At 69.9% G+C, this 19,502-nt stretch carries 21 protein-coding genes; 14 read left to right on the top strand and 7 right to left on the bottom strand.

Annotation, left to right across the window (positions count from 1 at the left end; translation table 11 throughout):
* Nucleotides 1-95: 95 nt before the first annotated feature.
* The 8 genes from MYMAC_RS16520 to rplQ all read left to right on the top strand — a co-directional run bounded on the left by MYMAC_RS16520 (nucleotide 96) and on the right by rplQ (nucleotide 4,885).
* Nucleotides 96-743, top strand: coding sequence for an adenylate kinase (locus tag MYMAC_RS16520; protein ID WP_095958767.1), 648 nt, complete (start codon nucleotides 96-98; stop codon nucleotides 741-743).
* A gap of 338 nt (nucleotides 744-1,081) precedes the next feature.
* Nucleotides 1,082-1,300: a translation initiation factor IF-1 gene (infA, locus tag MYMAC_RS16525; RefSeq protein ID WP_002614803.1), complete on the top strand. Its 219-nt coding sequence runs from the start codon at nucleotides 1,082-1,084 to the stop codon at nucleotides 1,298-1,300.
* A 72-nt stretch (nucleotides 1,301-1,372) separates the two neighbouring features.
* On the top strand, nucleotides 1,373-1,489 hold the full coding sequence (gene rpmJ / locus MYMAC_RS16530; protein ID WP_002633586.1) for a 50S ribosomal protein L36: 117 nt from the start codon (nucleotides 1,373-1,375) through the stop codon (nucleotides 1,487-1,489).
* A gap of 54 nt (nucleotides 1,490-1,543) precedes the next feature.
* A complete protein-coding gene (rpsM, locus tag MYMAC_RS16535; protein WP_013939888.1) occupies nucleotides 1,544-1,924 on the top strand; it encodes a 30S ribosomal protein S13 in 381 nt (126 codons plus the stop codon).
* 61 nt (nucleotides 1,925-1,985) lie between these two features.
* Complete coding sequence (gene rpsK, locus MYMAC_RS16540) at nucleotides 1,986-2,417, top strand: 30S ribosomal protein S11 (RefSeq protein WP_013939889.1); 432 nt, start codon at nucleotides 1,986-1,988, stop codon at nucleotides 2,415-2,417.
* Nucleotides 2,418-2,486: 69 nt separating this feature from the next.
* Nucleotides 2,487-3,113 (top strand): 30S ribosomal protein S4, encoded by a 627-nt coding sequence (rpsD, locus tag MYMAC_RS16545; protein WP_013939890.1) that lies wholly within the window; start codon nucleotides 2,487-2,489, stop codon nucleotides 3,111-3,113.
* A 143-nt stretch (nucleotides 3,114-3,256) separates the two neighbouring features.
* Complete coding sequence (locus MYMAC_RS16550; protein WP_095958768.1) at nucleotides 3,257-4,279, top strand: DNA-directed RNA polymerase subunit alpha; 1,023 nt, start codon at nucleotides 3,257-3,259, stop codon at nucleotides 4,277-4,279.
* Between the two features lie 183 nt (nucleotides 4,280-4,462).
* Complete coding sequence (rplQ, locus tag MYMAC_RS16555) at nucleotides 4,463-4,885, top strand: 50S ribosomal protein L17 (RefSeq protein WP_095958769.1); 423 nt, start codon at nucleotides 4,463-4,465, stop codon at nucleotides 4,883-4,885.
* 108 nt (nucleotides 4,886-4,993) lie between these two features.
* Here the strand turns inward: rplQ and MYMAC_RS16560 are convergent, their stop codons facing one another.
* The 3 genes from MYMAC_RS16560 to MYMAC_RS16570 form a co-directional block, all read right to left on the bottom strand.
* Complete coding sequence (locus MYMAC_RS16560) at nucleotides 4,994-5,581, bottom strand: hypothetical protein (RefSeq protein ID WP_013939893.1); 588 nt, start codon at nucleotides 5,579-5,581, stop codon at nucleotides 4,994-4,996.
* A 132-nt stretch (nucleotides 5,582-5,713) separates the two neighbouring features.
* Nucleotides 5,714-7,093: a tetratricopeptide repeat protein gene (locus MYMAC_RS16565; protein ID WP_095958770.1), complete on the bottom strand. Its 1,380-nt coding sequence runs from the start codon at nucleotides 7,091-7,093 to the stop codon at nucleotides 5,714-5,716.
* Between the two features lie 14 nt (nucleotides 7,094-7,107).
* Nucleotides 7,108-7,902, bottom strand: a complete 795-nt coding sequence (locus MYMAC_RS16570; RefSeq protein ID WP_095958771.1) for a lysophospholipid acyltransferase family protein — start codon at nucleotides 7,900-7,902, stop codon at nucleotides 7,108-7,110.
* A 235-nt stretch (nucleotides 7,903-8,137) separates the two neighbouring features.
* On the opposite strand from MYMAC_RS16570, the gene MYMAC_RS16575 reads away from it, so the two are divergent.
* Genes MYMAC_RS16575 through MYMAC_RS16585 form a run of 3 tightly spaced genes read left to right on the top strand, consistent with a single transcriptional unit; the run spans nucleotide 8,138 to nucleotide 11,681 of the window.
* On the top strand, nucleotides 8,138-8,752 hold the full coding sequence (locus tag MYMAC_RS16575; protein WP_013939896.1) for a deoxynucleoside kinase: 615 nt from the start codon (nucleotides 8,138-8,140) through the stop codon (nucleotides 8,750-8,752).
* Entirely contained in the window at nucleotides 8,749-9,924 is a 1,176-nt protein-coding gene (locus MYMAC_RS16580) for a DUF2314 domain-containing protein (protein WP_204817690.1), read from the top strand. Before MYMAC_RS16575 ends, MYMAC_RS16580 begins: the two co-directional genes overlap by 4 nt.
* Before the next feature lie 56 nt (nucleotides 9,925-9,980).
* The gene (locus tag MYMAC_RS16585; protein WP_095958773.1) at nucleotides 9,981-11,681 is read left to right on the top strand and encodes an FHA domain-containing protein; all 1,701 of its coding nucleotides are present in this window, start codon (nucleotides 9,981-9,983) and stop codon (nucleotides 11,679-11,681) included.
* A 16-nt stretch (nucleotides 11,682-11,697) separates the two neighbouring features.
* On the opposite strand, the gene MYMAC_RS16590 is transcribed toward MYMAC_RS16585, so the two are convergent.
* The gene (locus MYMAC_RS16590; RefSeq protein WP_095958774.1) at nucleotides 11,698-12,606 is read right to left on the bottom strand and encodes a DMT family transporter; all 909 of its coding nucleotides are present in this window, start codon (nucleotides 12,604-12,606) and stop codon (nucleotides 11,698-11,700) included.
* 75 nt (nucleotides 12,607-12,681) lie between these two features.
* Here MYMAC_RS16590 and MYMAC_RS16595 point away from each other — a divergent pair, with 75 nt between their 5' ends.
* Nucleotides 12,682-13,593, top strand: a complete 912-nt coding sequence (locus tag MYMAC_RS16595; protein WP_095958775.1) for a pseudouridine-5'-phosphate glycosidase — start codon at nucleotides 12,682-12,684, stop codon at nucleotides 13,591-13,593.
* A gap of 23 nt (nucleotides 13,594-13,616) precedes the next feature.
* Here MYMAC_RS16595 and MYMAC_RS16600 read toward each other — a convergent pair whose 3' ends face one another.
* Nucleotides 13,617-14,102 (bottom strand): GAF domain-containing protein, encoded by a 486-nt coding sequence (locus MYMAC_RS16600; RefSeq protein WP_095958776.1) that lies wholly within the window; start codon nucleotides 14,100-14,102, stop codon nucleotides 13,617-13,619.
* Nucleotides 14,103-14,201: 99 nt separating this feature from the next.
* Between MYMAC_RS16600 and MYMAC_RS16605 the strand changes: the two genes are divergently transcribed.
* Entirely contained in the window at nucleotides 14,202-14,936 is a 735-nt protein-coding gene (locus tag MYMAC_RS16605) for an SIR2 family NAD-dependent protein deacylase (RefSeq protein WP_095958777.1), read from the top strand.
* Between the two features lie 58 nt (nucleotides 14,937-14,994).
* Here the strand turns inward: MYMAC_RS16605 and MYMAC_RS16610 are convergent, their stop codons facing one another.
* A complete protein-coding gene (locus MYMAC_RS16610) occupies nucleotides 14,995-16,572 on the bottom strand; it encodes a serine/threonine-protein kinase (RefSeq protein ID WP_239989630.1) in 1,578 nt (525 codons plus the stop codon).
* 254 nt (nucleotides 16,573-16,826) lie between these two features.
* Between MYMAC_RS16610 and MYMAC_RS16615 the strand changes: the two genes are divergently transcribed.
* On the top strand, nucleotides 16,827-18,794 hold the full coding sequence (locus MYMAC_RS16615; protein ID WP_095958779.1) for an ABC-F family ATP-binding cassette domain-containing protein: 1,968 nt from the start codon (nucleotides 16,827-16,829) through the stop codon (nucleotides 18,792-18,794).
* 24 nt (nucleotides 18,795-18,818) lie between these two features.
* On the opposite strand, the gene MYMAC_RS16620 is transcribed toward MYMAC_RS16615, so the two are convergent.
* The gene (locus tag MYMAC_RS16620; protein ID WP_239989568.1) at nucleotides 18,819-19,460 is read right to left on the bottom strand and encodes a TFIIB-type zinc ribbon-containing protein; all 642 of its coding nucleotides are present in this window, start codon (nucleotides 19,458-19,460) and stop codon (nucleotides 18,819-18,821) included.
* Nucleotides 19,461-19,502 lie beyond the last annotated feature (42 nt).

Consider the following 19,502-nt stretch of genomic DNA (forward strand, 5'->3'; position numbering starts at 1 on the left):
GTATTGTTCAAAGATATTCGCTGGTGCACACGGAGCGCGCGCGGAGGTTTGAGTCCTACGACTTCCGTGCCTTCCTTCGGAGCTGAGAGGAGCACATGAACCTGATCCTGTTGGGGCCGCCGAACGCGGGGAAGGGCACGCAGGCCAAGCGCCTTTTCGCCGACTTCCAGATCCCCCAGATCTCCACCGGAGACATCCTCCGCAAGGCGGTTGCGGAGGGGACGGAGCTGGGCAAGGTCGCCGGGCCGTTGATGGCCGCCGGACAGTACGTTCCCGACGACGTCGTGATTGGCATCGTCGAGGAGCGCCTCAAGGAGGCGGACGTGGCCCATGGCTTCGTCCTGGACGGCTTCCCGCGCACGCCGGGGCAGGCGGACGCGCTGGACACGATGCTGAACCGGCTGGGCAAGCAGCTCGACGCCGTCATCTCGCTCGAGGTGCCGCACGCGAAGCTGGTGGAGCGGGGCTCCGGCCGGCGGGTATGCCCGCAGGACGGCAGCGTCTACCACGTCTATCAGAGCCCTCCGAAGCGGGCCGGCTACTGTGACAAGTGCAACACGGGGCTCGTCCAGCGTCCGGATGACATGCCTGAGGTCATCGAGAAGCGGCTCCAGAAGTACGACTCGGAGACGGCGCCGCTGAAGGCCTTCTATGAGAAGAAGGGCCTCCTCAAGAGCGTGGATGGCGTGGGGACGCCCGAGGGCATCTACGAGGAGATCAAGGCCGCCGCGGGCAAGGCCTGATCCCAGAAACACCTAGCGGGAGGGGAGGTGGCCTGGCGGGCGCCTCCTTCCTGGCCCGACCCCGCGGTAGAAGAGCTCCACCCAGGGGGGCACCTGGACTCCAAGGGAGGACAGGCGCAAGTTCACCCCGCAGCTTCAGCTCGCGCTCCCGGTGGACGGAGTCCCCGGCCTCACGGGAGGAGTTGATTTTGTTGTGACTGCGGGTGAAATAGCCCGCTGTTATGTGGGGTTGGTAGGAATCCAAGTTTTGCAGTCGCGCGGCGCTTGCCACTTGCGGACCAAAGTGCTATCCCGCCGCGCTTCCAAGAGGTTCGTGGTCCGGGAAGAGAGTCTGACGCTTGCCGAAGGATGATTCCATCGAAGTCGAGGGGACCGTGATGGAGCCCCTCCCGAACGCGATGTTCCGCGTGGTGCTGGACAACGGCCACAAGGTGCTCGCGCACATCTCGGGCAAGATGAGGATGCACTTCATCCGCATCCTCCCGGGTGACAAAGTGAAGGTCGAACTGTCTCCGTACGACCTGACGCGCGGACGGATCACGTACCGGGCGAAGTAGTAGGGTGTACCCGCTGGGAATGGCGGGCCGCCCGTTGGGCTTTTCTTTTGCTGAGGAAGGAAGTTCGCTCCAATGAAGGTTCGGGCGTCCGTCAAGAAGATCTGCGACAAGTGCAAGGTTGTTCGCCGTAAGGGTATCGTGCGCGTCATCTGCGCCTCCAACCCCCGGCACAAGCAGCGCCAGGGCTAACGGCCAGACGGCCGTTGGCTTCAGACCAACTCCACTTAAGAAGGAAGACCGAAGATGGCTCGTATCGCCGGCATCGATCTGCCGCCCAACAAGCGCGCGGTGATCTCGCTCCAGTACATCTACGGGATCGGCAACAAGTCCGCGCAAGACATCATTGCCGCGGCGGGCATCGATCCCACGACCCGGACCAAGGACCTCACCGAGGAGCAGGCCCGCAAGATCCGCGAGATCATCGAGGCCAGCTACAAGGTGGAGGGTGACCTCCGGCGCGAAGTCACCATGAACATCAAGCGGTTGATGGACCTGGGCTGCTACCGGGGCCTTCGTCACCGGAAGGGCCTGCCGGTTCGTGGCCAGCGGACGCACACCAATGCGCGTACCCGCAAGGGGCCGAAGCGGGGCATCGTCCGGGCGAAGCCGGCGGCGGGCCGCTAATCACAGCGCCGGCCCGTGAGGCGCCGGCGTCGATCACCTCCTCCCAGGAGCAGCAATCCACATGGCTGACGAGATCAATACGGCTGCGGCGCCCACCGAGGGCGAGGCCCCTGCCGCGAAGAAGTCGAAGCGCAAGGGCAAGAAGAACATCCTCAACGGCGTGGTCCACATCCAGTCCACGTTCAACAACACCATCATCACGATCACGGACGTGTCCGGGAACGTGATCTCCTGGTCGTCCGCCGGGGCGCGTGGCTTCAAGGGAAGCCGCAAGTCCACCCCGTTCGCGGCCCAGGTGGCCGCTGGCGACGCCGCGGCGAAGGCGATGGAGCACGGTCTGAAGAACGTGTCCGTGTTCGTGAAGGGCCCGGGCGCGGGCCGCGAGTCGGCGCTGCGCGCGCTGGCCGCCGCCGGTCTGAAGATCAACCTCATCCGCGACGTGACGCCCATCCCGCACAACGGGTGCCGTCAGCCCAAGCGTCGCCGCGTCTAACCCCTTCGTCCGGGCTGCCCTCATGCCCCGGTGTGGGGGCGGCTCCAGATCACCTCTAAGGACCTCTCAATGGCTCGTTACACTGCCAGCGTCTGCCGCATCTGCCGGCGCGAAAACCTGAAGATGTACCTCAAGGGCGACCGTTGCTACACGGACAAGTGCGCCATTGAGCGCCGCCCCTATCCCCCGGGTCAGCACGGCCAGGGCCGCGTGAAGTTCTCTGGCTACGGTGTGCAGCTGCGCGAGAAGCAGAAGGTCAAGCGCATGTACGGCCTGCTGGAGAACCAGTTCCGCGGCTACTACCACCGCGCGTCCGCCGCCAAGGGCAAGACGGGTGAGAACCTCCTGCAGCAGCTGGAGCTCCGTCTGGACAACGTGGTGTTCCGCATGGGCTTCGCGGACACGCGCAACGAGGCGCGCCAGCTGGTGCGCCACGGCCACTTCCAGGTGAACGGGCGCAAGGTGAACATCCCCTCGTTCGCCGTGAAGCCGGGCACCGCGGTGGAGGTGGTGGAGAAGAGCCGCAAGGTGCTCCGCATCTCCGAGGCGCTGGAGACGGTGGACCGCCGCGGCGTTCCCCAGTGGATCTCCCTGGACAAGAAGGCCTTCAAGGGCACGGTCACCACGGTCCCGAACCGCGAGGACCTGACGATGCCCATCTCCGAGCAGCTCATCGTCGAGCTCTACTCGAAGTAGGCGCTTCGGATGTCGCAGTGGACGCCCTGGCCGACGAGGCCGGGGCGTCTTGCTTTCAAGCAGTCGCAGTCTCCACGTGCGCATCCTCCCGCCAGGCCGGTGGGTAAGTCGGTGGTGCGGCACGATTCGAGGAGCGGTACACCATGGCTGATACGTTTGTTGCGAAGAACTGGCGTGACCTGATCAAGCCCCGCCGCATGGAGGTGGATCAGGACAGCGCGACTCCCACCTACGGCAAGTTCGTCGCGGAGCCGCTCGAGCGCGGCTTCGGTACGACGCTGGGCAATTCGCTCCGCCGGGTGCTGCTGTCGTCGCTGCAGGGCGCCGCCATCACCTCCGTGAAGATTGAAGGCGTGGACCACGAGTTCACGACCATCCCCGAGGTGTCCGAGGACGTCACGGACGTCGTTCTGAACCTGAAGGAAGTCCTCCTTCGGATGCACACGAACGAGACGAAGACGCTGCGCATCGAGGCGGAGGGCCCCAAGGAGGTCAAGGCCGGTGACATCATCACCGACCCGGACACGGAGATCCTCAACCCGGGCCACCACATCTGCACCATCTCCGAGGGTGGCAAGCTCCGCATGGAGCTGACCTGCCGCCGCGGCCGTGGCTACACGCCGGCCACCGCGAACAAGGTCGCAGGTTCGCCCATCGGCACCATCCCCATCGACTCGCTGTTCTCGCCCATCCGCAAGGTGAACTACCAGGTCACCAACGCGCGCGTCGGTCAGGTCACGGACTACGACAAGCTGTCGCTCGAGGTCTGGACGGACGGCTCCGTGTCCCCGCAGGACGCGGTGGCGTACGCGGCGAAGATCATCAAGGAGCAGCTCACCGTCTTCGTGAACTTCGACGAGACGGAGGAGCCCGTCGTCGCCGAGGCGCCGAAGGAAGAGGCGAAGCTCAACGAGAACCTGTTCCGCTCGGTGGATGAGCTCGAGCTGTCGGTCCGCTCGGCGAACTGCCTGCAGCAGGCGAACATCAAGTCCATTGGCGACCTCGTGCAGCGCACCGAGGCCGAGATGCTCAAGACGAAGAACTTCGGCCGCAAGTCTCTGAAGGAGATCAAGGAGATCCTCGCGGAGATGGGCCTGTCGCTGGGCATGAAGCTGGAGAACTGGCCGCCGAAGCAGGCGCCGGCTCCCGCGGCGCCGAAGGCGTAGTAGGGTTCACGCAGGGCCTCCCACGCGGCCGCGGGCACGGCGGTCAGCGGCGCGAGGGGAGGGGGCCGGGACGTCTTCCAGCCCGAATGACAGTGGCGGGCCCCGTGCCGGGTCCGCCCATCCCACCCGGTACCTGATACGGCCGGAGTGGTGGAGTCCCCCGCGGGACTCCGGAGCACGACGATGCGCCACAAGGTCGGACAGAGGAAGCTTCACCGCACCACGAGCCACCGGCTCGCGATGCTCAACAACATGGTGACCTCGCTGCTGGAGCACCAGGCCATCCGCACCACGCTTCCCAAGGCCAAGGAGGCCCGGAAGATCGCGGAGCGGATCATCACCCTGGGCAAGCGTGGCGGTCTCGCCAACGTTCGCCTGGCGGCCCGGACGGTCAAGGACCGCGAGGTGCTGCAGAAGGTGTTCGGCGAGTACAAGGACCGGTACGCCAACCGTCCCGGCGGCTACACCCGCATCGTCCGGCTCGGCTTCCGCCGGGGCGACGCCGCGGAGATTGCCCTCCTGGAGCTCGTGGACCGGCCGGAGAAGGCCGCTCCCGTCGACACCGAGGCGGCTGCTGCGCCCGCGGAAGAGACGAAGGCCGAGTAGTCCTGCACGGTCTGCATCCCTGACCCCTTCGTGAGGAGGGGCCAGGAGCAACGCGAGGGCGCGCTTCCGAAAGGAAGTGCGCCCTTCGTGTTTCTGCGGCACGGCCTCCTAGCGTCGCGGCGCCTGGCGGATGCGCTCCCAGGCCTGATTGAGGTCCTCGGTGAGGTCCGCGCTGTCGTCGCGGCTGCGCATCTGGATGGATTGGAAGCGGAGGTCCGCGGGCGCGGCGCCGCTGGAGCCCATCAGCTGCTTGGGGGTGATGGTGATGAACTCGCCGGGCGCCACCGCCGGCACCGCCGCCTGGTACTGCCCGTTGACGGTAAAGGTGACGTCGAACCAGGGCTCCTTGCTCTCGTTCCAGATGGTGACCGAGGGCCGGTCCAGCTTGTCGCTGAGCACCAGGCGCGCGTCCATTTCGCCCTTGCGCACGCCGCTGCCCGGGCACGCGATGGCGATGCTCGTCACCGTCATCAGCACCCAGCCGGCGATGATGGACGCCTTGTACTTGAAGAAGCGATCGCTCCGGCGGAAGTCCGCGAACAGCTCCTTCAGGATGGAGAGGCCGTTGAGGAGGTGGTTCGACGCGTCTCCCGCGAGCCGCTTCCCCAGCGGGCCTGCCGGCTTCTCCTTTTCGAGAGGCTCGGCGCGCGCGGCGGACATCACCCGCAGGTTGGACTGGCTCGGCGCGCGCGGCATGCCCGGGCTGGACGGCACGCGCGGCTGGGAGCCAGACGGAGACGCCGCCCGAGGAGGCTGCGTTCCAGGGGGGGAGGGCTTGCGACCGTCGCTCATCGGACCGCGAGTGTAGAGGCCTGGGCCCGTGGATGGCTACTGTGCCTTGAGTTGCTGGAGCGCGCGCGAGGCCACCGCGTTCTCAGGCTGGGTCTCCAGGACCTTCATCAGCCAATGCTCGGCCTCGCTGGCCGCCGTCTTCCGCGCCTCGGGGCGCGAGGCCTTCATCGCCTGCTCGGTGTAGAGCAGCCCCAGCCGCAGGCTGAACTCCATGTTCTCCGGGTCCTTTTCGACCACGTGCCGCAGCTCGCGTTCGGCCGCGGCGAAGTCCCCATCCAACTGGTACACGAGCGCCAGCTTGCCCCGCATCGCCACGTTGTCCGGCGACAGGGACGTGGCCACGGTGAAGGACTCCCGCGCGGCTTTGAGGTCCCTGCGCTCCAGGAGGAGGTCGCCCAGGTGGAACCAGGCCGTCTCCAGCAGCGGGTGGAGCGACACGGCCTTTTCGAAGGAGGTGCGGGCGGCGTCGGGGCGCTGACGGGACAGGTAGAGCTCGCCCAGGTACAGGTGGTTCTTTCCATCGCGGGGGGCGCGTTCAATGGCCTGCTTGAACTCGTCCACCGCGCGGCCCGCGTCGTCCAGGCGCTGGTAGGCCAGGCCCAGGAGGGCGTGCACCACCGCGACGTCCGGGTAGTCGAGCAGGATCTCCTCGAAGGCGAGGATGGCGTGCTGAGGCGCGTCCAGGTCGTTCAGGTAGCGCAGGCCTTCTTCCAGCTTGGCCTCGGCGGCCTTGGGGAAGCCGGAGAAGGGGTCGGCGATCTGCTCCATCAGCGCCCGCGCGGTGGTGACCTCCGCGGGCGTGGGCTGGCCGCGAACCACGGCGCCCAGGGCTTCCACGGCCCCGGGGGCATCCCCCGTGCGGTGGAGCGCCTTGGCCAGCGGCAGGCGCCAGGCGGTGCGGTCCGGCGCCAGCGTCGTGGCGCGGCGCAAGGGCCCCAGCGCCTCCGTGTACTGCTCCGACTCCAACCGCGCGAGCCCCAGCCGGTAATGGAACTCCGCGGTGTCCGGTGACAGGTCCACGGCGCGCTCGAAGGCGGCGACGCTGGGCGCCCCCGCGTCCCGGGCGCGGGAGAAGAGGGCCAGGCCCAGCATGTACTGGTCCACCGCGCGCTCACCGGCCGCGATCCGCTTCTGGAGCTCGGCGATCCAGGCGTCCGTCTGGCCCGCCTTCACCTGGGCCTCGGTGAGCGAGCGCGCCACGTCCAGGTCCTCCGGGGACTTGCGGTGCAGCTCCGTCAGCAGGCCCAGGGCCTTCGTGGGCTGATGCTCGTCCAGGTAGGCCCGCGCCTGGGAGAGCGGGTCGGTGGGGCGCTCCTTGGCGGAGTTCGCGGAGGTGGTGCTGCAGCCAGCGAGGAGGCCCACGCCGAGCACCGCGGCGCGAATCCAGGGACGAGGACGGAGGTGGCGGATGGTCATCTCGAGGAGGCGTCTCAGGAGGAGGAGATGGCGCGGGGGCGCGAGTCGCTGACACCCTCGGCGCCGGCGGAGGCCACGGCGTCATCCACGTCACCGCCCTTGCCCCCGAGGGACAGGCTGTCCTGGATGATGACGGCGCGCACGGCGCGGGCCAGGCCTTCGCGGTCGTTCTCTGCGAAGGTGGTGGTGTCGATGGGCTTGCCAATCTTCACGCGGATGGGGCCGGGGGTGATGTTCCAGGTGGACTTGGGCATCAAGTCCCCCGAGCCCTCGATGGTGACGGGGCAGACCGGGACGCGGGCCTTCAGCGCCAGGGCGAAGGGCCCCTTCTTGAAGGGCAGCACGCGGCCGTCCGTGGAGCGGGTGCCTTCCGGATACAGGAAGATGCTGGTGCCGCCGCGGATCTTGGCGGCTGCCGTGTTGAGCGAGGCAATGGCCTTGGACCGGTTGGACCGGTTGATGAAGACGTGGCCCGCGAGCGCCAGGTACCAGCCGATGAGGGGCACCCACTTGAGCTGCGTCTTGGCGACGTACCGGAAGGGGATGGGGACGGCCAGGAAGTGCGCCGGGATGTCGATGGTGGACTGGTGGTTGGCCACGTAGATGGTGGGCCGATCCGGGTCCACGTTCTCCTGCCCGATGACTTCCAGTTTCGCGCCCCCCGCCCACAACAGGACGGGCGACCAGAGCTCGCGCGCCACCCAGATGGAGCGCGAGGGGTTGAGCGTGAGCAGCATCGCCAGGACGGCAAGGGGGAAACAGATGAGCGTCCAGACCCCGGCCACGAAAATGCAGAAGAGCTTGCGCATCCCTCAGCCCGCCTCCTGGGGGCCGATGTTCAGGGCCAGAAGGTGCCCGGGCCCTCGGGCATGTCCCCCGACGCTCCCTGTCCAGGCGGTCAGGCGGCGGCCCCCGGCGGGGAGGGCGGCGGCACCTGTCATGCGTTGAACGGGACGACGGGGGAGCATGCGTGTCTTCTACCACGTCCTACCTACACGTTGTTTCTGGTGCGCGCCGCCTGGCGGGGTTACAAGCAGGGGTGGTGTGGCCAGGAAAAAGTTCATCGCCATCGCGGGCAACATCGGCGCCGGAAAGACGGAGCTGACGTCCTTCCTCTGCCGGAAGTACGGGTTGACGCCCTCCTTCGAACCGAACGACCAGAACCCCTATCTGGCGGACTTCTACAAGGACATGAAGACCTGGGCGTTCCGCTCCCAGCTCTTCTTCCTGACGCACAAGTTCCGCCTGCACCGGGAGCTGGAGCGCACCTCCGGGACGGTGCTCCAGGACCGCACCCTCTATGAGGACGCGGAGATCTTCGCGAAGAACCTCCACCGGCAGCGGCTCATCGACAAGCGGGACTGGAAGACGTACTGCGAGCTGTACGAGACGATTTCGGAGTCGTTGCGGCCCCCCGACCTGATGATCTACCTCCGCTGCCCGGTGCAGACGATTCGTGAGCGCATCCGCATCCGTGGCCGGGCCATGGAGAAGGACATCCCCACCCGTTACCTGCAGCGCCTCAACGCCCTCTACGAGGAGTGGTTCGAGGGCTACCGCCTGTCCCCCGTGCTCGTGTTGCCCACGGACAAGCTCGACTATCTGACCAACCTGGTGGACCGCGTGGACCTCTTCCGGCAGATCGAGAAGCACCTGTGATGGAGGTCTACCTGCTGGCGACGGAGCAGGAGGGTCCGCCGCCGCTCGACGCACTGCGAGCCTCGTTCGCGAATGACGAGGTGGACTTCACCCCGGACGCGGACGGAGACGGCTTCACGCTGCGGGCGGATGGCTCCGAGGTGCTGGTGCGCCTGACGCATGGCTCCGAGGGCCTGCCGCGCTTCCGCAAGGAGGTGTTCAGCGGCAGTCCGGAGGCCTTCGAGCGGCTGGGGCGCGCCAAGGCCTTCTACCACCTGTCGGTGGAGCCGGGCGGCGTGCAGCCCACGCTGCCCGTCTTCGAGGCCCTGTGGGCCGTGCGCACGCTGCTGGAGCACGTGCAGGGCGTGCTGGTGGACCTCACCGCCTTCAAGCTCCACGAGCCCGACGACGTGGCGGAAATCACGGAGCTGGACTTCGACATCCGCGACCATGTCCACCTCCACGCCGTGGAGGCCACGGAGGGGGACACGCCCCTGTGGGTGCACTCGCACGGGATGGAGAAGTTCGGCGCCAGGGATCTGGAGATCTTCCACCTGGCGGAGAAGGACCTGCTGGCCGCGGAGAGCTTCCTGCACGAGCTCTGCACGGACCTGGCCTTCGGGCAGGGGCCCGCGCTGCGCACCCAGGTGGGCACCAGCGAGGGCCAGGTCTTCACGCTGGTGCCATCAGAAGAGGCCCGCGCCAACCTGCTGGGCGTGCCGCTGGACACCTTCGAGGGCCACGAGGGGCTCTTCCTCACCGTGGTGTCTCCGCTGGGCCGGCACAATACGTCCCAGCTCCTGGCGCCCTACCGGGAGCGGTTCGAGAAGGAGCCGGAGGAGCAGACCCAGGCCATGCGGCGCGAGGCCCAGGCGCTGCTGCCGTCCTTCCTGGCGCGCTTCCAGCGCAAGGGGTTGATGGAGCCGCTCACCTTCCTGGTCCGCGCCCCCTTCGACACGCACCCCGAAGGGAGCGACGTGACGGAGAACCTGTGGCTGGAGGTCATGGCCCGGGACGAGGGCGCCGTGGTGGGCAAGCTGGTGGATGGCGCGGTGCACACCACCGAGTGGCGCAAGGGCGCCCACGTGGAGGTCGCGGAGACCCAGGTCAACGCGCTGGCCATCAGCCGGGAAGGCCGGGCGCTGGACGAGCAGGAGCTTCGTGAACTCCTGAACGCCGAACGGCCGATGTAGCGCGTGGGGCCGGGGGGCCTTGCTCAGGCATCGCGGGGCGGTAGGCTCCGCGCCCCATGCCCGCCCTCCTGCTGCTCACCGGTCCATCCGCCGGGCGTCGTCACGACGTACTCGCGGAGGCGACCATTGGCCGCAGTCCGTCGTGCGAAATCCCGCTGGATGACCACCAGGTCTCCCGGAAGCACGCGCTGATCTCCGTCCTCGACGGGCAGGCGCGCATCCGCGACCTGCGCTCGCGCAACGGGACGTTCGTCAACGGCGAGCGGCTCGAGGGCGAGGTGGTCCTCCAGCCCGGAGACCAGGTGCGCGTGGGCGCGACGACGGCGCTCTTCGAGCCGCCGCCGGTGACGCTGGTGGCCGACGGGCCGGAGAAGATGGGGCAGGTGCCCATCGAGGAGGTGCTGCCGCACGTGGGCACGGCGGCGGCGATGTACTCGGCGGGCATCGCGCTGCTGGGCGCGACGAGCGGCGCGCTGGTGCTGCGGCGCCTGGCGGATGAGGTGGCGCATGCGCTCAACGCCGACCGCGCGGCCGCGCTGCTGGGCAGCAGTGACGGCCTGCTCACCGCCGCGGTGTCGGGCGCGGAGGCGCTGACGATGCCGCGCGCCCTGGCGCAGGCGGCGTTGGAGCGCAAGGAGCTGGTCCAGACGGATGACGTCCTCTGCGCGCCGCTGGTCGCGTCGGGCGGCATGCCCTTCGGCGTGCTGTACGTGACGCGCGCGGAGCCGAGGTTCAGCGAGGGCGAGGGCCAGTTGCTCGCGGCGCTGGGGCGGCTGGGAGGCGAGGCCTACACCACCGTGCGCTCCCGCGTGGACGCCGAGCCGCCCGTGGCCGCGCTCACCGGCACGTCCCGGCCGCTGCGGGCCCTGCTGGAGCTGGCGCGCCGGGTGGCGGCCAGCGCGGCCCCGGTGGTGATTCATGGCGAGCCCGGGGTGGGGAAGGCGCTGCTGGCGCGCTTCGTCCATGCGCGCTCGCCCCGGGCCCTGGGGCCCTTCGTCGTGGTGGACTGCCGCGAGGCCGCCGAGGCCGTGGAGGAGGCGCTCTTCGGCCGGGCGAGCGCCCCCGGGCAGCCGCCCGTCGTGTCCGCGCTGTTGCGCGCGGATGGGGGCTCGTTGGTGCTCCTGCACGTGGAGTCACTGGCGCGGTCCGCGGCGGAGCGGCTGGCGCGGGCGCTGGCGCGGCGCTCGGCGCCCGCGCGCCAGGGGGGCGAGGAGCCGGTGGACGTCCGGGTGCTGGCCACCGCGCCTTCCTCCGTGTCGCTGCTGGCGGCGCGCGGGGAGGTGGAGCCGGCGCTGTCCCGGGCGCTGTCGGGCTTCGAGCTGGACATGCCCCCGATGCGAGAGCGGCGCGCGGACGTGCTCCCGCTCCTGGAGCAGTTCGCGGCGCGCGCGGCGCGGCGGATTCGCAAGGAGCCGCCGACGCTCAGCCCCGAGGCCCGGCGGCTGGTGATGGAGTATGCGTGGCCGCAGAACCTGCGCGAGCTGGAGCTGGTGGGCGAGCGGCTGGGGCTGCTGTACGCGGCGAGCCGGGTCGGCGCGCTGCAACTGCCTCCAGAGTTCCAGGAGGGAGGCGAAGCGGGCGCCAAGACGCTGCAGGGGCGCGTGGCCCGCCTGGAGCGCGACGCCATCGCCGAGGCCCTGCGCGAGGCGTCGGGGAAGAAGGTCCGCGCCGCGGAGCTGCTCGGCATCAGCCGGCCCACGCTGGACAAGAAGATTGAGGAGTACGGGCTCGCGGTGGAGCGTGGGCGCAGGGAGTGAGTGACGCCGCCGGGGCCTACCTCCGCCGGCTGAGCAGCACGCCGGAGAGGACGAGCCCCGCGCCGAGCACCTGCATCCAACTGGGCCGCTCGCCGCGCACGCCCCACGCCGTGAGGGCGGCCACCACGGGAATGCCCGTGTTGTAGAGCCCCGCGCGGCTGCTGCCCACCTTCTGCACGGTGCGGCCCCAGATGAAGTACGCGAGCACCAGCGGCACCAGCGCCGAGTACACGACGCCCGCCCAGGCGCCGGCGGTGAGGTGCGCGGGCTCCAGGCGCAGGAGCTCGGGCACGCCCGCGAGCACCACGCCCGGCGCGCCCGTCAGCATGCAGATGGCGGTGATGCGCAGCGCGGAGACCTCCGGGCCCATGGAGCGGATGCCCACGGTGTAGAGGGCCCAGCAGAGGCTCGCGCCGAGGATGAGCCCGTCCCCCAGCAGGGAGGCGCCGTGTTGGGACGCGCCACGTCCCCCCAGCACCATCAACATCCCCGCGACGCCCAGGGCCAGGCCCATCACCAGGGGCCGGGTGAGCCGCTCCACGCCGAGGACCGCGCCCAGCGTGGCGACCAACACGGGCGTCACCGCCGTCAGCATGCCGCTGTTGGCCACCGAGGTGTTCGCCAGGCCGAGGATGAAGCAGAGCTGGTACAGCGTGTTGCCCACCAGCCCGAGCCCCATGAGCTTGAGGAACACCGGGCGGGGAAGCGGCTTCCAGCCTTCGACGGCCAGGAGCAGCGCGCCCATGGCCAGCGCGGCGAGGGTGAAGCGCAGCGACATGAAGGCCAGGGGCGGAAGCGTCTCCATCGCCTCCTTCACCACCGTGTAGTTGGTGCCCCAGACAATCACGACGCCGACGATGGCCAGGTCGGACGCGGAGAAGCCTCGCGACGGGGCGGGCACGGCGGCGGTGGCGGGCGTGGACACGGCGGCAGGGGAATAGGCCCGGGGGGCCACGCGCGCAAGCCGACGTTTGGAGGCCGGCATGCTAAACGCCAGGGCATGGACCTACGCTTTTCGGACGAGGTGCGCCGCGCGCTCGAGGCCGGCCAACCGCTGGTGGCCCTGGAGACGAGCGTCGTGGCCCAGGGCCTGCCGTACCCGGACAACCTGGCCGCGGCCCGGGCGTGCGAGGAGGCCATCCGCCGCGCCGGCGCCGTGCCCGCCGCCACCGCCATCATCGACGGGCAGCTCTGCGTCGGGCTGGAGGAGCCGGAGATGCGCCGCCTGGCGGAGGGCAAGGAGCGCCTGCTCAAGCTGGGCTCCAGGGACCTGGCCGTGGCCGTGGCCACGCGCGCCACGGGCGGCACCACCGTGAGCGCCACCTGTGAGATGGCCGCCGCCGCGGGCATCCGCGTCTTCTCCACGGGCGGCATCGGCGGGGTGCACCGCGGGGCGTCGGAGCACTTCGACATCTCCCAGGACATCGCCGCGCTGGCGCGCTTCCCCGTCGCCGTGGTGTGCGCGGGGGCCAAGTCCATCCTGGACCTGCCCAAGACGATGGAGCTGCTGGAGACGGCCGGCGTGCCCGTCATCGGCGTGGGGACGGACGAGCTGCCATCCTTCTACAGCCGGGGTTCCGGCATCTCCCTGGAGCACCGCGCGGACGACGTGGACACCGCCGCGCGCATCGCCCGCGCGCGCTTCGAGTCGCTGAAGCAGGGCGGGGTGCTCTACACCGTGCCGCCGCCCGAGGAGACGGCCCTGCCTCGCAACGAGATGGAGCTCCACATCGCCGCGACGCTCGCGGACGCGGACCGGCAGGGCATCCGCGGCAAGGCCGTGACGCCCTTCCTCCTGTCGGAGATGGCGAAGCGCACCGGGGGCAAGACGCTCAAGGCCAACCTGGCGTTGCTCACCCACAACGCGCGCTTCGCCGGTCAGCTCGCCGTGGCCTACGCCCGCGCGAGCTGAGCCTTCGCACGCCGGGGCCGCCGCTACCGCTGGAACCAGCGCAGCAACGCTTCCAGCTCGCGGCGGTCCACCTCGTCGAAGGTGCCCTTGTGCTCGGAGTCGATGTCGAGCACGGCGAGCAGCTCCCGGTTCTTCCCGAACACCGGGACGACGATCTCCGACACGGAGCGCCCGTCACAGGTGATGTGGCCCGGGAAGGCGTGGACGTCCGCCACCACCACCGTCTCCCCCTTCGCGGCGGCGGTGCCGCACACGCCCTTGCCGAAGGGGATTTCCAGGCACCCGAGCGTGCCCTGGTACGGGCCCACCCGCAGCAGCCGGCCCGGCGTGACGACGCGGTAGAAGCCCGTCCACAGGTGCCCGAAGGCGTGGTGCAGCAGGCAGCTCATGGTGGACATGCCGGTGATGTCGTCGTCGATGCCCTCGAGCACGGCGAGCGCGTGCTGCTTCAGCTCGGCGTAGGCTTCGGCCTTGGGCAGGCCGCGCAGATCCAGGGTGACTTCCGCCATGATGGGACCTCACAAGGCGATCCCCAGGGGCGTCAGGCCCCGGTAGGGTCGGCGGTCCCATCCATAGCTTGATTCCCTTTTCGCCGCACAGGAGCCGACATGGATTCGCTCACCCTTGATTCGAAGACCTGGCTGCTCGTCCTCACGGGCGCGGGCGTCTCCGCCGAAAGCGGAGTCCCCACCTTCCGCGGGATGGGTGGACTCTGGGAGGACCAACCCGTGGAGGCCGTGGCGTCTCCGGAGGGCTTCCGGAAGGACCCCTCGCTGGTGTGGCGCTTCTACTCGGAGCGCCGCAAGGGCGCCGCCGCCGTCCACCCCAACCCGGGCCATGAGGCCTTCGTCGCCTGGGAGCGCCACCTGGGGGACCGCTTCCTGCTCGCCACCCAGAACGTCGACGGCCTGCACACGCGCGCCGGAAGCCAGCGGGTGGTGGAGATGCACGGCAACCTGTTCAAGACGCGCTGCTCGGGCTGCGAGCGCCCCCCGTTCGACGACGCCACCGTGTACCCGGTGGGCGCGGTGCCCGCGTGTGACGCGTGTGGCAAGCGGCTGCGGCCCCACATCGTCTGGTTCGGCGAGTACCTGGACCCGGCGGACCTGGAGCGCATCGAGACCTTCGCGCTGCAGGGGGCCACCTCGGGGCGCCTCGTCTTCCTGGCGGCGGGCACGTCCGGCGCCGTATTCCCAGCCGCCGGCATCGTGGACCGCGTCCGCAGGGCCGGCGGGGAGACGTGGCTGGTCAACCTCGATCCGGCGGAGAACTCCAGCCGCTTCGAGCACCGCGTCGTGGGCAGGAGCGGGGAGGTCCTGCCGGGCCTGGCGAAGCTCGTCTGACGCGAAAGGCGAAGGACCCCGGGGGCACGGCGGCGCTTCCGCGTGCCCCCACCGGGGCCTACTCGAACACGGAGATGTCCGGCCCGGACGGCCCCGCCGGCCTGGGCGTGGGCCGGGTCGTCCGCGGGGGCGCGGCGCGCACGGGCTCCAGCACCACGTTCGCGGACTGCGTGTCACCCGCGACGCGGCTCAGGTTGAGCGTGAGCTCCTTGTCCTGGTGTCCCGGCAGGCGGAAGCTGAACGAGTGCACCTTGTCCCGCCGGAGCTGGAGCTTCGTGGGCGCGGTGCCCACCATCGCTTCACCTTCGTAGATGGACGCCCCCGCCGGCGTCGAGTCCAGGCTCACCGTGATGAGCGCCGACTCGGCCTGCGGGGCCGTCGCGTTGCCCGCGGCGACCTGGGTGCGCTGGGACGCAGGCTCGCGGGGAACCTCCACGACCTTGACCGGCTCCGTGGAGGCGCCGCCGCCCTGGGTGCCCATGACGACGGCCGCGCCCACGGCCAGCAGGACCAGCGGCACCGCGACCAGGGCCGCCTTCTTGCCGGTGGACATGCCTTCCGGCTCGGGCGGCGGCGCGGGAGGCGGCGGCGCGGACCGCTGCGCCGCCGGGCGGACACCGCTGCGGGAGGATGAGGTGGCGCCACCGCCGCCCTGCGTCCTGGCGACGACGACGTTGGAAGGCGTGGAGCCCCGGCCCAGCGTGGGCGCGGCGCCCACCCGCGAGGAGCGGATGCCGCTCTGGCTGCCATGACGGCTGCCGCGGCTGCCCGGCCGGCTGCGGCTGCCACTGCCGCGCTCGCTGCCGCCGGAGACGCCGCCGCTGGGCATGGCGTCGAGCTCCTCGTTGGACAGGTCCGCCACGGTGTCCAGCATGGCGTCGATGAACTCCTGCGCGTTCTGGTACCGGTCCTCCTTCTCCGGCGCGAGCGCCTTCTTGAAGAAGGCATCCAGCGCGGCTGGCACGGGCGCGCCCTGGCGCTTGGTGTTGACGGACGGCACCGCCTGGGTGAGCGACGCGGTCAGCGCCTTGCGCACCGTGTTGGCGCCGAAGGGCGAGCTGCCCGTGAGGCAGAAGTAGAGCACGCCCGCCATGGAGTAGAGGTCGGAGCGCTGGTCCACGGACTCGCCGCCGGCCTGCTCGGGCGGCATGTACTGCGGGGTGCCCAGCACCTGCCCGGTGGAGGTGAGCTGCTCCTCCTCCTCGGACTCCATGGCCTTCACCAGGCCGAAGTCCAGCACCTTGACGAAGTCCTGGCCGCTGAGCTGCTGCACCATGATGTTGTGCGGCTTCAAGTCGCGGTGGACGCAGCCCTCCGCGTGCGCGTGCGCCAGCCCCTGCGACGCCTGCTCCACGAGGCTCAAGGCCCGGCGCAGGGACATGGGGCCCTGGCGCTTCACCGTCTCCTTCAGGCTTTCGCCCTCCAGGAGCTCCATCACGTAGTAGCAGGTGCCGTCCGGCGACCGGCCGAAGTCGAAGATGGTGATGACGTTGGGGTGGCGCAGCCGGCTGGCGAGCTCCGCCTCCCGGCGGAAGCGCTCGAAGAACTGGGGCGCGGCGGCCAGGGACGGGTTGAGCGTCTTGACCGCCACCGGACGTTGCACGGACGTCTGGGTGGCGCGGAACACCATGCCCATGCCGCCCTGGCCCAGGACGCTTTCGATTTTGTAACGGCCGTCGAGGACCTGGCCGAGGAGCTGGAGGCTCTGGCCTGAGCAGAGGTGGTCGACGCCGTCGGTGCTTCCACAATGGGGACAGGGGGCAGCCATGTGGGGCCGGAGTATAGACAGGCACCGGCCCAACCCGGAAAGCCCCTAGCGGACCTGGAAGCAAACGGGCAGGCACATCCGACATTCCCGAGCCGCCCGCGGGCTGTTACATCCCCGGCGCCATGAGCCTCGTCATCGCCCAGGACCTCTGCCTCGCCTACGGAAAGAAGGTCCTCTTCGATAATGACAGTTTCACACTGGGTCCCAGGGACCGGGTGGGCCTCGTCGGGGCCAACGGGACGGGCAAGAGCTCGCTGATGAAGATCCTGGCGGGCGTGGCCCAGCCGGACTCCGGGACGGTGCAGTACAGCCGCAAGGCCCGGGCGGGCTACCTGCCGCAGGAGATCGCCGGCCTGCCCGACGGCACCGTCGTGGAGGCGGTGATGAGCACCGTGCCCGGCCGGGATGCCCTGGAGGCCCGCCTCAAGGAGACCGAGGAGGCGCTCGCCGCCGCCACGGACGAGGAGGACCAGTTGGAGCTGGCCCAGTCCCTGTCGGACCTCCACGCGGAGCTGGACGACTTCGAGAACCGCTACGGCCGCCACCACGCCGAGCGCATCCTCAAGGGCCTGGGCTTCCGCGACGCGGACCTGGCCAAGCCCACCTCCGCGCTGTCCGGCGGCTGGCGGATGCGCGCGGCCCTGGCGGGGTTGCTGCTCCAGGACCCGGACCTGCTCCTCCTGGACGAGCCCACCAACCATCTGGACGTGCCCACGCTCACCTGGTTCGACGACTTCATGCGCCGCTCCAACAAGGCGCTGGTGCTCATCTCCCACGACAAGGACTTCCTCAACCGGCAGATCAACCGGGTGGTGTCCCTGGAGGTGGAGGGCGTGCGCGAGTACACGGGCAACTACGACGAGTACAAGCGCCTGCGCGCCGAGGAGAAGGAGCTGCTGAAGGCCCGCGCGGTGAAGGTGGAGGCCCGCCGCGCGGAGCTGCAGGGCTTCATCGACCGCTTCGGCGCCAAGGCCACCAAGGCGCGGCAGGCCCAGAGCCGCGCGAAGATGCTGGAGAAGCTGGAGAAGGTGCAGGTCCTGGAGGAGCGGACGTCGATGAAGTTCCGCTTCCCCGAGGTGGAGCGGAGCGGGCGCGACGTGGTGACGCTGGAGGGCATCACCAAGCGCTACGGCGCGCAGACCATCTACGACGGCCTCACCGGCCGCGTGGAGCGGGGGCAGCGCATCGCCGTGGTGGGGGCGAATGGCGCGGGCAAGACGACGCTGCTGAAGATGGTCGCGGGCGAGCTGGCCCCGGACACGGGGACGGTGACGCTGGGGCACAACGTGGTGGTGGGCTATTACGCGCAGCACCACGCGGACAAGCTGGACCGGCAGAACACCATCATCGAAGAGGTGCGGCCGCTGGCCGCGGACAAGCCGGAGAGCTACGTGCGCGGCGTGCTGGGCGCGTTCCTCTTCAGCGGCGATGACGTGGAGAAGCCCATTGGCGTGCTGAGCGGTGGTGAGCGCGCGCGCGTGGCGCTGGCCAAGCTGCTGCTGGTGCCCTCCAACTTCCTGCTGATGGACGAGCCCACCAACCATCTGGACCTGGACTCGGCCGAGATGCTGATTGAAGCGCTGAAGGGCTACGGCGGCACGCTGCTCTTCGTCAGCCACAGCCGCAGCTTCATCAACGGCCTGGCGTCGCACGTGTGGGAGGTGGCCGACGGGAAGCTCACGCCGCACCCGGGCAACCTGGACGACTACCTGTACCATCAGCAGAAGCTCCAGCAGGCGGCGGCGGAGGTGGCGGCGGGGCAGGCGCGGGGCGAGAAGGGGGGCTCCGGCGGGCCCGTCTCGGAGAAGGACCGCAAGCGGATGGAGGCGGAAGCGCGCCAGCGCCGCAGCGTGGTGGAAGGCCCCCTCAAGAAGGAGATCGCGAAGCTGGAGGCGCGCATCGCCGAGCTGGAGGCCGGGCAGCAGGAGCGCGAGGCGCAGCTCGCGGACCCGGACCTCTACAACGACTTCGCGCGCGCCAAGCCGCTGATGGACACCCACCGCGCGGGCAAGGAGGAGCTGGAAGACCTCTACGCCCGCTGGGAGGCCACGCAGGAGAAGCTGGCCGAGGCCACCGCGTCACTGGGATGAGCGCCGCGCTGGGGCTCGCGCGGCTCAGCCGGTGAACATCTTGTGGAGCAGCCACTTCAATCCCTCGGCGGCGTACCCGTGGAAGTTGAAGGCCTGGCCTCCACGCCGGGTGGGGACGAACATCGGGATGTCCCCTCGGCTGGGGCTGAACGTCTCCGAGTAGGGCGTGGAGCCCGCCGGCGCGCAGCTCCCGCAGTAGAGGCGTTCTTCGGCGACGAAGCCGTGCTCCAGCTTCAGGGCGCGCCGGCACGCGGTGCAGCAGGGGCGCCCCTCGAGCCGCACCTGGGCCCGGGCGTCCAGCGGCTCATTGCGGTACGTCTCCACGGCGTCTTGAAGCTGCTGGAGCTCGCCCGCGTCCAGGGCCACGCCCGCGCAGCCCGAGCACACCTCCATGTGGACGCCGAACACCTCCACCACCGGCAGGGGCGCGTGGCCGCAGCGTGGACAGGTGGGGGCTCGGGTTCCGCAGTCCGCGCACTCCGGGACGTACCGGAGCGCACCCTGGCAGCCCTTGCAGCAGCCGGACCTGTCCTTCGCGCGGCGGAGGAGCGCGTCCGAGACGGAGCCTCCCATCACCTTCGTCAGCGACTGGCCCTCGAACCACACGGCGCCGCAGGCGGCACAGGTCTCCAGGGGAAGCTCACCCTCCGGCGTGTGCTGCATCATGCTTGGACAGAAAGGGCAGGCGCTCATGGCGATGCCGTATAG

The sequence above is a fragment of the Corallococcus macrosporus DSM 14697 genome (assembly GCF_002305895.1).
Classification (GTDB): Bacteria; Myxococcota; Myxococcia; order Myxococcales; family Myxococcaceae; genus Myxococcus; species Myxococcus macrosporus.